Annotated in this window: 4 protein-coding genes; all 4 read left to right on the forward strand. The window is 57.7% G+C overall.

What is annotated here, in order from left to right; translation table 11 throughout:
• Positions 1-376: 376 nt before the first annotated feature.
• Complete coding sequence (locus J5M66_RS21595; protein WP_123443700.1) at positions 377-3,154, forward strand: hypothetical protein; 2,778 nt, start codon at positions 377-379, stop codon at positions 3,152-3,154.
• 65 nt (positions 3,155-3,219) lie between these two features.
• On the forward strand, positions 3,220-6,936 hold the full coding sequence (locus tag J5M66_RS21600) for a Tc toxin subunit A (protein ID WP_243433039.1): 3,717 nt from the start codon (positions 3,220-3,222) through the stop codon (positions 6,934-6,936).
• Between the two features lie 41 nt (positions 6,937-6,977).
• Positions 6,978-11,066 (forward strand): neuraminidase-like domain-containing protein, encoded by a 4,089-nt coding sequence (locus J5M66_RS21605; RefSeq protein WP_207808354.1) that lies wholly within the window; start codon positions 6,978-6,980, stop codon positions 11,064-11,066.
• Positions 11,059-15,363 carry a hypothetical protein gene (locus J5M66_RS21610; RefSeq protein ID WP_207808352.1) on the forward strand — a complete coding sequence of 1,435 codons (4,305 nt, stop codon included), beginning with the start codon at positions 11,059-11,061 and terminating at the stop codon, positions 15,361-15,363. The genes J5M66_RS21605 and J5M66_RS21610 overlap by 8 nt, the downstream gene beginning before the upstream one ends.
• The last annotated feature ends 1 nt before the right edge of the window (position 15,364 follow it).

The raw sequence follows: 15,364 nt of genomic DNA on the forward strand, positions 1-15,364 counted from the left end.
GCGCCCGAAGGCGCCCTGCGCACAGCCACCATCAAGTGCGGGGATAGGGATTACCCGACCGGATGACGCTTATGCACCTTCATATGCCTACCGGGCGACTAAACCCGACCACTGATTGGCAGCGGCACGGATCACGTTACGGGGCAGCTTCAAAGCGCACAAGCCGGCGGATTCTGAGTGATGTGTAGGCAACGGCGCAACCTGATGTAGCCGCGTGTTAACGGCTGAAGGACGTCAGCATGTTGCGGCGTGGGAATAGTTACCGCTGGTCGGGACTGTCAGAGTTGACAGGTGGCGGCCGAGGCACGAGCGGGTATTAAACACTCAGGCTCCGCCTACCGCTTGCAGCAGCTCTTGACCCGTCGAGGAAAGCTAGATGGAAGACTTTGACAAGAATGTCGATCCGCAGACCGAAAGCGCGTCCTCCCCGCAACTGAATGAAGAAAAGGCGCAGATACTTCAGATCGATTTCCCTCCTCCAAACGCTTTGCTGGGCAGCAAGGTAATCGTGCGAGGCAGAGCTGTTCCGCAGAATCCTTCTGAAGAGGTGGTGGTGCAGGTTAACCGGACACTTTATCCACCTCGAGACGGTAACGGGTATTGGTATGTAGAAGATGATCTTGAGAGTCTGCCCTATCCGAATCTGACCATAGCGGCAAGAATCCGCGACCCTTTGCAGAGTGTATCGGTAGCCATTATTTGGCAGAAGAATTGCGGGACCTCATTTACATCTCCTGCTGCAGGCGCGTTCGTACCGCCGGCTCAGCCTTTTCCATTGAGAGGTCAAGCCATAACGGGCTCGACGGTTACGGTAAAGAATGTTGCAACAGGCCAAACGTTGGGTACTTCTGTAGCCGGTATATATGGGTACTGGGAAGTGAGCATCATCCCCCCGCCAGCTGCCTCGCTGACCATCGAGGCTTCTCATGACGGGTTTGGTGGCTCCCATGCTCCTGTGGAGCGCACGTTTGTCTCGATGGGTACTCCTCGCATTACAAAACCGTTGGAGGCCACGCTCCAGAATCAGAAATTTACTCTGGAAGGCGATCAGGGCGCGGTCGGGGCGAAGATTTCCATATATCCCGATCTGGAAACCGGTCCGGTCCTCGGATCGTCGATCATCACCGATATGGCAGGTAGCTGGAAGGTCGAGTTAGAGCTCTCCCCCGGTCGTCACTCGTTGGTCGCCAGGCAGGAATTCGACGGCAGCCCCCCATCTTCATCCAGTGTGGCTCGTTATTTCAGAATCCGCCCGCCGAGGCTGGGGGAAGTCGATGTAGTAGTAGAGGGTACCGTTGTAACGTTGTCGGGCGAGGGTATTGATGACGCTACGGTCGAGTTCAAGGTTGTCAGTCCGCCTGAAGCCAAAGCTCCAGCGCCTGCAGAGGTCATAGGGGGGAGATTTCAAACACAGGTGAATGACTGGCCGCTTGAGACTGTCATTCTGGACGTTGTGCAAAAAATCCGTGATGTCCCTACCGGGTGGATCGAGTCTGAGCCTGCGCGAATAACGATTGCGCTGCAATTGCCGAATCCGACGGCAATAGAACATGACCAGGATTATCAGCCGACCATTTCCGGGATGGGCTATCCCGGCGCAACGGTGAGGCTGCTTAACCCTGATGACACGGTCGCGGCTGAACCTGCACTTGTGCCCGCTTCGGGTCAGTGGTCTACCCGAACAATCGACGAATGGGGCCCGGTGCGCGATCGTGAGGTTTGTATCAGGCAGTTCAAGGATGTACATGCATCCCCCACCTGGGTGACGTTTAAAGTCACCATCCGGCCGCGAAAGCCTGAAATACATCCGTTCGACCAAGACTCGCTTTCACCCGAATTCACGGGAAGTTGCCACAGCACAGCGAGCGTCCTCCTCAAGTTCAGTGATGACGAGCGCTTTTTTGAGGCAGATGTATCTGGAGAAACCTGGCGCTTTCAGCGCGACCTCTTTTTTACTGAAGGTGTGGCTTACGCCGTTCAGGCGACTCAGACGCTGAACGGTCAGACTTCAGAGCCTGCCTCCACAAGCTTCACGGTCTACAGGGAACGGCTCAAACCCGCGATCAGAACGCCGCTGCCCGGACAGGAAACCGACAGCGATCTGACGGTGACCGGTGACTTCGGCATGGCAGGCGCTTCGATGCAGCTTTGGGACGCGCAGGAAGGCAAGCGCTTGGGTGAGCCCGTGATTCTCGGGCAGGACGGCCCGTGGTCGGTGTCGCTCACCGGACTTGCCATCAAGACATGGTTCATCACCGCGCAGCAGACCCTCAGCGACCGGGCATCGGAGGACAGTGAGGTGCGCGAGTTCGACGTCGTGGTCATGCCGCCAGAGTTCGTGCTGCCGCTTCCCGGAGGCGATCTGACGCGCAGGGCAATCCTCTCGGGTACGGGGCGGCCAGAGGGGTTGGTTACCGTTTGGCGCCGCGGGCTCGCTGAGCCGTTGTTGCGCGATATCCAGGTCGGTGCGGACGGTGCCTGGGAGGCCAGGGTTGCATTGGAGGTCGGAGACGAAATCCTTTGGGCAACTCAGACCTTCGAGGGCAAAACGTCAAAACCCAGCCTTGATGTGCCATGTCGAGTCGTACCCGTCGCGGTGACGCCCGAATCACCGACTCCCGAAGAATTCCTTGGCGCGACGGTGACAGTGTCCGGGTTCGGTGTTGCTGGTGACGTGATCACGCTCAAACGCGGGGAATACGTATTGGGCACGGCCCCGGTGCTTGACGACGCGAGCTGGTCAATCCCGGCAACGCTGGAGCTACCCGATGGGACGGTGACATTGAGCGTTGTGGCCTCCAGGGGGGAGTTTCATTCGGCTCCCAGCGAGTGGGAGAGTCAGGTGAGGCTTTTCGTCCCGCAATTCACATACCCAAGGCCAGGTTCTTGGGTTTCTCCGGTGGCGGCCTTCACGGGCTCGGGCAGACCGGGCACGGGAATGCTGATGAGCTGGTACAACCCGGATGTCGTGCTTGCCGGCCCCGTTGCGGTCACTGACGCCGGCTGGACAGCTACGCCGGCGGAGCCGCTGCCCAACGGCGCCCAATGGTGCCGTTTCCGGCAAACGTCCAGCACAGGGACGCCGATATCAGACGATGCAGAAAGCGGGCGTTTTGATGTGCCGGCCGAGTCGCCTGACCATTCTCACAGGTAGTTCCGATAAACGGTCATAAAACCTGTCATTTATGACAGTAGACCGTTGCTGTGCTGGAGCATTGAATGGGCGTATCAGCCGGTGCCGGTGAGGTTGCTCGCCAGCGCCACATCACCTGTTCAAGGACTGACAGCATGGCCATGAAAAATACCGCGAAACGCCCCAGCCTGGAGTTGTTCGAGCAGGTCTTCGGCGAGCAGCAGAGCCAGGAAAATCTCGCCGGTCTGAGAAACTGGCTGGAAAGCGGCGGCTCGATTTTTCCCTTGGTGGAAAAGGGGCCCGTGGGACTGGTCAGAGACTTTGGAATCAGCATCGAGGAGGCGAGGAGGTTTCTGCGTCGGGCCAATGCTCTGGCCATTTATCTGCGCCGGCAGTTTATCGAGCAGTCATTGACCGCCCAGGCTCGACCGGCACTTTACGCGGCGGGGGGGTTCAATACCGGGCCCAATTACGAGCTTTTGTTCAGCCCGGCATATGACCAGTACGCACCCGTTGGCGCGCTTGAAGATGCCACGGGCGTAGTCGCTTATCTGGTAGAACTGTGGAGGTGGGTCGAGGACAACGTCGAAGCATATGGTAATCCGGATGAGGCCATTGGCAAGATTCCAATCCATACGCGTCGTGCCGATATCAAGGAATTAGCCATCGACCACAACGCGATGCACCAGACGGTTTCTGCTGTCAACATTATCATCAAGGTGCTGGAAAGGTTTATCGACAAAACAGAGTTGGAGCTGGAAGACGCCTTGATCCAGCGGCGCTACCCCAATGGTCTGCCGTATTTCAAACACTGGGCGACCATCAATGCGCTGGTTGCTGATCGCGGTCTTTCAGTGGGCCATTTTGCCCGCTGGACAGATATCGAATACCCCAACTTTCTGCTTCCGCTCGCTTGGGATGACGATGCCGGCCGTGCGCTGGCTCATGCCTCGCGGCTGGGGCCGTTCCAGCGAGAATTGTTGATCGAGGACCTCATTCCCGACGACGTCGACACAGACATCAGAGAGGCATTCTACTTAAGGAATTACGGTACAACCGGGTTGGACTGGCAGAACCTCAATCAAGTCGCCTTTTTCGCTCAGCGCACCAGACTGGATGCCGAAGGAGTGGAGGCTTTTCTGTCGATTCGTCGTTATGCACCAACACGGTCGGCTAACGTGAAAATCTATGTGCCGACCGACGATCAGGAAAGCGAGCGTTCCGGTTCGGTGTACATCAACGGCGGCGAATCACCCGCCGTCAGTGTCAATTACGAAAATCTTCTGCACCGTTTGAGCGAATCCCCCATGGTCCCGGGGCGATACGACCGGATGAACCGCAAGCGGCGCCTGGATCTATGGCTGAAGCTGCCACCCGAGGAGGTGGACTCGCTGCTGGTGGCCGCTTTCAATGCCGAGTGGGCCGGCATCCCGGATGCCCCTGACAAACCCGAGAAACCCGCCATCCGGCTGACCGACCATACCGTGCATGCGTTGGGGCTGTTCCAGACCCTGCGTGAAGGCTTCGACTGCAAGGCTGCGGATTTCGCGGTGTTCATCGACAAGCTCTCGATCTATGGGCGCGGGCAGGCACCTTCACAATTTGATCAGATCTTCAATAACGTCGAGGGCGACTACCGCGATCCGTTGCTGCTTGATAACGGCGAGTTTCCATTGCTGCCGCGCCAAGGTGTGCCGGAACTTACCGTCAGCCGAATCTGCAGCGCGCTGGAAATCGACCTGCAGACATACCAGTACCTGGCGCTGGCGATTGCCCGTGCCCATGGCCGAACCGACACGCTCGTGCGCAGCCCGGAGATTCTGTCGGCGTTTTACCGACTGGTGAAATTACCACGCCTGTTGAGCATGACGCCTGTCGAGGGGCTGTTGATGCTCATGTTGCTTGGCCGGGAGGCCTGGGCTGACGGTCTGGCGGGCGTTCCGGTGATCAAAGGAGAAACCGCGGCCGGTGACACTGTGCCCGATGTACTGAACCTCATTTCGGCATTGGCTGCATGCCGGTACTGGTGTGGAACGCGCGATTTTCCGGTGCTGTGGATGCTGCAGCAGGTGGCGGATCCTCAGGTGTCCAATGTGGCGGACGAGCCTGAACTGCGTTTGTTCGAGCAGGTCCGCAATTTGCTCGGCGAGGCATTGTTGACTCATACCGGTTTCCTGACCGCCGGCGTGCCCGCGCTGGTAGGCCGCAACTGGACGGATCTGCTGTCTTCGTTAACCGACCCTCTGGGCCTGGTGAAATCTCGAGACGGAACCGATGACCAATACGTTGGCTTCGCCAGGGTGGAACTCGACAAAGCGGTCAGGGAGGGGCTGGATGAAGATGACATCAGCGTGCGTACTCCCATTGTCGAGCTCATGCTCACGGTTCTGCTGCAGGCGCGTGCCGCTCAGCTTTCGGTCGCTCGTGAATGTCTGGCTGTTTATACCGGGCTCGATGCAGAGCGGGCGCTGAGGGTTTTGAACTGGGCAGATTCGAGCGTTTATGAGCTGTTGGTCAGAATTGTCGAGCATGCGGGAGACGACTGGGCACTGTCACGCGGCCTGACGGAGGAATCTCTTGATCCTTTGTTTTCATTGCTGGCTGACATGCGTCGGCGCAGCGCTGTCGTGGCCGAACTCGACATCAGCCTCGAAACACTGGATGCGCTTCTCGATTACGGGCTCAACGATTGGTGGGAGCAGGATCAGCCCCATGCCTTTAGCATCGCTACCCTGTATTACCTGACGGTTCTGACTCATGCCTTGAAGATCAGCGAGCAGCCTCATACCGAGATGCTTGAGTACCTGAGGCAGATCAGGGAATGGGGTGATCCGAAGGATTTATCCACCGATGCGCTGCGCCTGGCACAGCAGGCATCGGAAGTCTGGCTGGCACGGTTCTTCGACTGGAGCGAGCAGGAGGTGCACGAGTGCATCGGTCGGATCGACCCGCAGTATGGACTCTTGAAGAACCTCAAGCAGCTCGACTTATTGGTTCGGGTGCTCGAACTCGCTGCCCATACCAATATGGATGCGCTGACCATTTTTCTGCTCGGGACGCTGCCCGAGGCCGTCGACAAGGCTTTTTACAAAAGCGCTGCCGAGCATGCCTCATTGAGCCTGTCGGAAACGGCGCCTGCAGTTCGCCCATCCACAGAGCTTCGCGCGCCGCTCATCAACATGCAGATCGAGGTGGATAACACCGAGGTGATTGCCGGTAGTCCAGGCCAGATCATTTTCACTATCAAGCTGACTGACCAGGATGGCAAACCGCTCAGCGGTGTGGTCATTCGCGGACAGGCCAGTCTCGGCACGCTGGTCATCGGCAAAACCCAGCCAACGGGTATTGCCACGGCAACATACAAGCCCGGGAAGGTCATGGGGGCTGAGCGTCCCCTGTTCTGGGTGCCATTGATCACGCCGCAGGAGGGGCCGCTCATCCAGTTGACCGACGACGGTCTGCTCTTGGATTTCCCCTCAGCCTTCATGTCCAGAGTGCCCACGAGCGTGGTTCCAGAACGGCAAGCGGTCGAGTTGACCGCGGTTCTCATGGATCGCTTCGGCAATCTGGGCAAAAACCGCTGGGTGAGTTGGTCCGCAACAGCCATCGGTGACGAGCCTTTACTGGCCGTTGAGGCGGTGATTCAGCCCCAGCAGGGGCAGACCACTCAGCAAGGCGTTGCCCGAGCAGTCGTCTCAAGTCCCACCGGAGGCACATTCATTTGCAGGGTGCTTTCGGAAACCAGCGAAAAAAGTGTGGATTTTGAAGTGATTCGGTTCGCACCTCTTCCTGCTTCCGAATGAAGCATGACGTTTGGGTATCTCCCCGCCAGAAGGTAAAGATCATGAGCCAAAGCATCATCAATGATTTGCTGGAACAACGTCGCGCTGCGTTGACGGATTATTGCCTGGGCCATTTCGGCGAGAGCGTTGGTCGGTTCAAGATCATAAGAAACGCTGAGCACCTGAATGAATTGTTGCGTCTGGACTCACTCGACACGCAGAAAGTACCTGGTGCCCTGGGTGCCGAGGCGATCAGTTGCGCGCAGAAATTCATCAACGCCGCCTACCGCAAGCTTGAGCCGGGTTATTCGAAAACAGAATTTCCCGAAGAAGATCTGAAACGCTGGAAACTGCTAAGCAATTATTCGGGCTGGTCGGCCTCGATGTCGCTCCTCGTCCAGCCGGAAAACTTCATGACGCCGTTCGCACGGCCACGCACGACTCGTTTGTTCCAGACGCTGATAACGGATCTGAATCAGACGCGGCTGAGCAGCGATTCGGTATTGATCGCTTTGCGCAATTACCTGAAGTCCTTTGAAGAAGTCTGCAACCTGGAAGTCATCAGTGCTTTCCTGCATGGAACTACCGCGGTGGACGGACGCTATTTCTTTGTCGGCCGCGAGCGCGTTGCGCCTTATCGATACTTTTGGCGCGAAGCGCGGATCGAATTGACGCCGACCTGCACCGACGTCAACCCTGCGGCATGGAACGAGTGGGAGATGGTCGATGTGGGGGCGACCGGAACCGTGTTGGATATGCGGCCGGTGTTCTGGAACGGTCGGCCGTGTCTGATCTGGGCTGAGCTTTCGGACAAACTCGGGGACAAAGGCAAGGATGGCTATGTTCCGTACAAGGTAAACATCAACATAGCCTTCAAGTCGCAGAATGGAGACTGGTCGCCTGCAACAAATCTGCAAAGCATTGTAGATCCAGACGACCCTCCGGCCGCCGGCAGCCGTTTGATTGCCACGGTCCGGGTTACCCCAAGTCAGCCCAATGGCGTTCTCGGCGTGCTGTTTTTCAACGGGGTTGTAGCGCAGACGCCGGTGGTGCGCGATGCGCTGTTTCGCTATGTTCCGACCTATGAAGACGGTTGGCTGATAATGCTGGAGCAGCGTTTCGACAGCGTTCTGACGGTCCAGCATTCGTTGACTGAGCAAACCCGGCCCAAAATTGTCACGACGATCCCGACGCCCGGGACATTGACTGATTTCTATGAACTGGATGCGTTTGTACTGACGCACTCCACAGGAGACATCCTGGCTGTCAGGGGGATTTGCAAAGCCAATGGCGCAGGGCTGGATGGCTGCGCCGTTTTCGATCTGACGCTGCTCAGCACTCCCGCAGCAGAGGATCCGAAGCAAACTACAGGCGAGCATCCAATAGCTGGCGGATGGGCTAGCGACTGGCTGATCTACAAGCGTGGCTCGGGGGGCTTCGTCAGTCCCATGACCTTCTCGTTCGGCGCCACTACTGCCTCTGCAACCTACGGCCGTAAAAATTTCGTGCTGACAATGACCGCCATCGTGGGTTTCGACCCTGCGGTGCTGGAAAAGAATCGATATGACGCGGCACAGTTTCTTGCCTTCAACAAGCCGGGAACATTGGCACGGATACGCCTCAATTCGCTGTTTGGTCCGCATCTTGTGGGCCTCGCCAACGTTTCCGTGGATGCTGTGCTCGACTGGACGACACAGTTTCTGCCTGAACCGACCTCTGAAGCCGGGCCGGTCAGTGAGCCTAACGGTGCCTTCAATGGTGCCAATGGTCTGTATTTCTGGGAACTGTTCTTCCATCTCATTCACTTGGTGGCGATCCGCTTTCGCGACGAAAATCGGTATCGTGAGGCGGAGGTCTGGTGGCGCAGGATTTTTGATCCGCAAGCCATTGAGCAGCTTTCAGATCCCGGGCAGCCAAGCGACAAACCGTACTATTGGCGCTGCCGGCCGCTGGTGAGTCCCGGTCATGCCGGCGCTGAGTGCCTGGTGGAAGATGATCCGTACGCCATCAGTTACGCGGCGCCAAAGCATTTTCAGATCCTGACCTTCATGGAGTACGTCAAGAATCTGGTCGAGGAAGGGGACTGGTATTACCGCCAACAGACTCGGGACAGTTTGGTGCTGGCCAAGGAGTGTTACGTGCAGGCCCAGAACTTGATGGGCGACCCGCCATCGTCGCGCTCAGTGACCGACTGGCAGACACAAACGCTCGGCGCGCTGATTGACAAGAGCGGCGCGCGCCCGACGCTGGAAGCGTTCGAGAGAACGCATGTGTATTCCCTTGCAGACGTGCCGCCTTCGGCTGATTTCGCACCCGTGATGGGTCTGCTGGCGACCTCACCATTCAAACTGCCGACCAACGAGCGCTTGCTGACGCTGTTCCAGTTGCTTGGGCAACGCCTGTACAACTTGCGTCATTGGTTGACCATTGACGGCAAACCGCTCGAACTGCCGGTGTATGAGCCGCCGGGTGATCCTGCGCAACTGTTGCTCAATCTCGCTGCCGGAAGCAGCGCCGGGCCACAGCGCATGGGGGGGCGGCCAGTGATCAACGGCTATAGCTGGCGAGTCACCAGCGAATTTGCATTGCGTTCTGCGCAAGAGCTGCAGAGTCTCGGCAGTGAGATGCTGCGCTTCATGGAACAGCGCGACACGGCACAACAGGTAGAGCTGCAGCAACGGCATCTGGTGGAACAAGCCGAGTGGACGAAAGCCATCCAGGAAAAATCCCTGGCTCAGATGAATGCGACGCTGGCGGCCTTGCGCCAAAGTCACGCAGCCGTAAAGCAACGTGCCGATGAATACGCCGCCTGGTTTGACGAGAACGTCACGGCAGAAGAATACAAGGTCATGGATGACCTTCACGCTGCCAAAGAACTCAATCAGAGCTCGGTCGCCGTTCAGGCTGCTGCGGGGGGGATTTCGGTCATTCCCAAAGTTTTTGGCGTGGCCAACGGCAATGCTTTTCCAGAAGGTGTTTTGCATGCCATCGCACAGGGCTTGCAGATTGCCTCCCTGGGCAAACAGGCAGATGCGGAAAAAAGAGCGGTGACCGAAGGCTATCGTCTGCGTCGCCGCGAGTGGGGTTTGCAACGCAATCTGGCACTCGCCGAACTGCAGGCGCTGGATGAGCAGATCAATGCGCAGGTGATAGCTGTGGATGCCGCCCGGGCCAGTCTGCAATTGGTCCTGCAAACCAATCTCCAATCCATGGCCGTGTACGACTTCCTGCAAAAACGCACTGCCCACAGTCAGCTTTACGACTGGCTGCTGGCACAACTCAAGGCGTTGTACTACCAGGCTTATGATGCAACTTACAGTCTGTGCATCAGTGCCCAGGCATCGCGCATCGCGCAAACCGGTGATTACGATTCACAGTCACCTTTGCCTCAGGCCTGGTCCGAGAAGCATCACGGTTTGGTCGCTGGCCAGCAGTTGATCGGCTTTCTGATGCGTGAGCAACGCAATCACTTGCAAGGCTTCGAGCGATCCATCGAGCGGATCAAAACGATTTCCTTGAGGCAGCTCTTCGATGATGCGGTCGAGCCTCAGGCTGCTGCCCCCAACTGGGCGCAGGCGCTTGAACAACTGCAGAATGGCGGCAGGCTGGCCTTCTCTGTAAGTGAGCTGAACTTCAATCGCGACCATCCCGGCGAGTACTGCCGGCTGATCCGATCGGTTGAAGTGGACTGCCCAGCATTGCTCGGACCCTACGAAAACGTCAGGGCCACGTTGACCCAGATCGGCAGTCGTACCGTGGTTCGGCCAGTGCCGCGGGCGGTGGAATATCTGCATGAGCCCGACAGCACCACGCCACCTGCCGATGTGCTGTTCAATACGCGCTCGGGACAGCAAATCGGTATTTCCAGTGGTGTTACCGATGATGGCCGCGTCATGGAAGACCAGGATGCGGGTCTGCTTCGTGCCTTTGAGTGTTCCGGGGCCGTTTCCTCTTGGGAAATCCATTTTCCGTGGTGTCGCGAACCGGCGCAGTCTGCGGTACTTGCGTCCATTACAGACCTCATTGTCACCCTCCGTTATACGGCCAGGGCCGGTGAACCGACCTTTACCCTGGCGGTGGAAAATCTGGTGACAGAAGCCAAAGCGAATGCTCTGCAACGTAATGCCGAACGGAGCCATCATCATGCTTGATCCCAGCATTCAGGCCGAGCGGAATTTGATCATCAATGGTGACTTCTCTCAGAGCCTCGCGCAGTGGAAAAGGGGGCCCGTCAACCCAAGCTACGTCGTAACCAAGGGAGAGCAACTGGAGGGTGGCGAGCGCGTGAATATCCTGTCTGCTCTCGACGGTTCTTCCGCTTATCAGGAAGTCACCTTGTTCAAGAGCGCCAGCGATGACGTCAGGTATGTCATCAGCTTTCTTTGTGAAATGGACCACGAGAAGGAGGGCCTGCTGGAGCTGAGTGTGGCCGGACTGCCTGTTACCCAGCAAATTCCCTTGCACCCAGGCGGGCGCCGTGATCGGCATGACGATCTTCTGCGCCAGCGCGCTGGCCTGCCTCGCCTGTTCAAACCGCGCTCGTACCAAGTGGATGTGACATTGCCGCTTGTGGACACCCACATTCTCAAAGTCCACGCCATCAGTCCGGTCAACAAAGAGGGCGACTACTTCTCCTCGTTGCGTATCACCCGGATCAATCTTCAGTTGCACTTGCCGGCGGCGCAGGTGTTGACCCTGGAACTGGACGGGCAACAATTGCCACTGGGCCGTGCCGTGCCTCTTTGTCTGGGCGCGCTGGGTTTGGCAGCGCATCGGTTCAAATGCATCCATGCTCAGGATGATGCGTGGCGGGGCACGCGGGCGTCCCTGCATAACAAAGCCAATCCGCAGGGCGCAATTGTCGCCGATCCAGACTGGGGCAAGGATAAACCGCTGGATGACTCCTGGAGCCTGGTTTGCCCAGAGATTGACGGCGATCCCCCGTACCTTTTCAACCTGCAGTTATCAAACGAGTTCCATGCACCCGTGCTGGATATTCCGGTCTCATTGGGTGACCACCGCCTGAAGTTCATTCAACTGAAAGAGGCGGCGCATTACGTGGTGATGGAGTATGACCAATCCATGAGGGTCGGCGTCTGCGTTGGCTCGCATTACACCGACAAGGCACAGGAAGGAAGGACAGTCACCTGGACGGTAAAAGACACTGACGTCAAAACCACGACGTCGACCGATCACGAGGGCTGGGCCTGGTTTGAACAAAAACCGAGCGCTGCCGGTGATGTGCGTATTGAAGCCTCGGTCGAGAGTCTCTATTACGCTAGCGGCGCAGTGACGGAGGTCTTTGAGGTCAAGGTCCTCGCGACCGACCCGTTGAAGGAGGTTCGCACGATCACTGAAGCCGGAGACGAGCAGCCGTGGGAACTGAAGGGCTACCCCAATCGCGGGACGACCTGGCATTTGCAGATCCGGTTCCCCGACGTGCTTCGAGGCACCGAGGTGGCGCTGCGATGGAATGGCGAGCCTGCGGAGAAACTGGGCGTTACTGTTTCGCCGCCGCTCGAAATACCTGTTCGTATAGGGGCGGATGGATTACTTGCCTATCGTCTGGATAACGATGACAAACAGGATGGCCAATTTTCCTTGCGGTTGACCTCTGGCCACCTGTTGGAAGGCTCGCCTGCCAAACCGATGTCGCTGGCACGCAACGTGGTCATGCCCGGTCAGGTGCGGGGGCCTGACAGGATTTGCGTGGTGGATGAAAACGAAAGCGCACGGATGTGGGTGCAGGTGCTGCACAGGACGACATCAGGAACAGGTGAACCGGTAGAGGGCGCGTTGGTTTTCTGGAAGGAGCCGGATGGGAGCATGCCGATGACTCTGACAGGCACTGGCGGTTGGGCCAGTCATCAGTATCAGCCTGCAAGTGCCGGAGACCATCGCGTCATTGCCACCATCAAGGCTCACGAAGAAGCCGAGCCGAGCGAGAAGGAATTCATCGTGAAGGCAATTGCGACCAGCCTCTGGAAAGAGCATGTCGCAATAACCCTGGACGGCGAAGCCGTCGATCTGCAGACCATTGGTCTGGTGTGCCGGCATGGCCATACGCACACTCTCAGGGTCACCCCTGTTCCCGGCAGCCCATGGATCGGCATCAAACGCATCAGCCTTGATTGGCGAGAGAACGACCCACAGATCGGCCTGAAACCGGCTGATCCGGGCATTTCTTTTCCGCTGGGGGCTGATGGACTGACATGGAGCCTGTCTTCCAGCGGTGCCGACAGTCGCAGCAGCCCCTTTGAGTTGCGTTTGCGGGCCGATGACGTTGCAGATGATCGCGAGTTGTGCGGGCGATTCATCAATCCGGATCTGACCCGTGAGCTTGGCGTCAGGCTGGATCGGGTAAAGGCAGCACTCGACGGGCAGAAGCTATATCCCTGCCTCGGTGCGGATCATCAGTTTACCGTCTGTCTCAATGAGCTAAGCCCGCTGGTGGGCCTGTCAGCAGCGCTGGAGTGGTCGGGAACGCCTGCCGACGAACTGAATGCGATCGTGAGTCCGCCCTTGGCGCAATCTCAAGCGCTTGGTGCAGAGGGCGCTTTCTGGCAACTCGACTTGCGCAGCAGCACAAAAGCGGGCGACTTTGCGCTCGCTGCAAACCTGCCCCAATTGGCATTCCTCGCACCCGTCGCACCAATGGAATTGGGACATAACGCCTTGAGTTTCAATTTCATACTCGAGTCACCGGTGGATCCGGTAGTCGATCTCGATCAGGCCTGGACATGGGCTAATGTGGTGTCGCGTTTTACCGCAGAGGCAGTTGCCGACGTGCCGGTCACCTGGCACTCGGGCGCAGGCCCCGTAGTGGTCAACACGGACAGCGATGGCAGTTGCGGCTTCGCCGTGCTTCCCGCGACCATCGACATGCATACGGTGCAGGCCACTTTGCTCAGTCTTTACGACAATACCTCAGAGCAGAGAAGCGCCACCTTCAAACCGTTGGCAGAAGATCTCTGGCCTCGAGTCAACGTCAGTTTCGATGGTCAGACCAGTCAGGTCTGGGGTGACACCACCGGTTTCCCCCGTCGCAAAGGCAGGCACAGTATCGTGGCGTTTTTCCCGGAAGAATTTAACGGGCAGACCGTACGTATGGGGCATATCGGCACTGCGCCTGCGGTACTGGGCAATAGCTATGAGCCAGAGCTGGGCGTGGCGCAGGTTGTCAGGAATGGAATGGCAAGGTTCGGGTTGCGCGCGGGAGATTCCACGGACGGCAGTTTCGCCTTGCGACTTTGCGCCGAACGGCTGGCACGGCTGTCGCCGACCAACGCGATGTCGCAGGGTGCAGGTTCGCGGGTGATGAAAATCGGCTTGACGGCCAGCAATGCCGGTTCGCAGCTGCTTTGGGGAGATGTCTTTGAACAGACGATCCAGGTCGTCTCGTCCATCAGCGCAAAACCCATGGCAGGGGTGCTGGTGACATTTACGCACACTGACCTTGGCGTTTTGAACGCCGAGACCGACTTTTACGGGAGGGCAACAGTACGCTTTGTTCCCACAACGCCAGGTTCAAGTCAGGTCATCGCAACAGTTGGCGATGCTGGTAATTCGGCTTCGATTGCAACGGATCTTGTCCTCGCCCAACCGAGGCAGATCGCAGAACTTTATGAACCGTCCGACACCCGGCAGTCTGCCGACGAACCCCGGGTGCATGCGAAAGCCAGAGTGGTGTCTACGTTGACCGCACAGCCCTTGGCCGGAGTGCTCGTGACGTGGGAGTTTGGCGGGCACGTAGTGAGCTCGGTAACCGATGACGAGGGAATTGCCGACTGGACTTTCATGGGTTTGAGTGACGGCGTTCTGTCAGCGACCGTTGAAGGCGGGCTGGCCGGTTGGGATATGGCTGTATTGACCTATACCGGGCAAGTGCCGGTGATTGAATCGCTCAGTTGCGACAGGACAATAATTTATCGTGCAGAAGAAGTAACCGCTTGGGCAGTTGTGAAAAAACAACCGCAAGGAATTCCCGTAGGAGACGTGCCAGTCAATTGGCAATTCGCCGGCAAATCACTGCCTTCGTCGGTTTCCGACGAGCAAGGAGTCGCTCCGGTAAAATTCATCGCGACTGAGGTCGGGGAATTTGATCTCGTGGCTTCGCTGAATCCGGACACGGTTTCGCTAGGAAAGATCAACGTGGTTGCCCGACCCAGCGTTATCCTGCGTTCTATTTATGCAGTGCCCCTCATCGGCCAAGTAGGCAAGCCTGTGACGATCGCAGTGCAGGTCGTTAAAAACCTGACCGAGCCAGTGGTCGATATGAGCGTGCTCTGGACCGTTGATGATGTTCCGCTGAGAGGGACTGTCAGCGATGATAAAGGATGGTCGAAGATCGTCTTCGAACCTGTTGAAACTGGCTCGGTTGTTGTCAGTGCAAGCGTGAAAAACCCTGTGGGAACAACCCAGATGTCATTGACTCTGGTCGTAATCTGAG

It is taken from the genome of Pseudomonas sp. 67(2021) (assembly GCF_017491835.1).
Taxonomy (GTDB): domain Bacteria; phylum Pseudomonadota; class Gammaproteobacteria; order Pseudomonadales; family Pseudomonadaceae; genus Aquipseudomonas; species Aquipseudomonas atacamensis.

Excerpts from the sequence above, each read along its gene's own strand:
- J5M66_RS21600 (WP_243433039.1), top strand. The coding sequence starts at position 3,220 with ATGGGCGTATCAGCCGGTGCCGGTGAGGTTGCTCGCCAGCGCCACATC.
- J5M66_RS21605 (WP_207808354.1), top strand. The coding sequence starts at position 6,978 with ATGAGCCAAAGCATCATCAATGATTTGCTGGAACAACGTCGCGCTGCG.
- J5M66_RS21610 (WP_207808352.1), top strand. The coding sequence starts at position 11,059 with ATGCTTGATCCCAGCATTCAGGCCGAGCGGAATTTGATCATCAATGGT.
- J5M66_RS21595 (WP_123443700.1), top strand. The coding sequence starts at position 377 with ATGGAAGACTTTGACAAGAATGTCGATCCGCAGACCGAAAGCGCGTCC.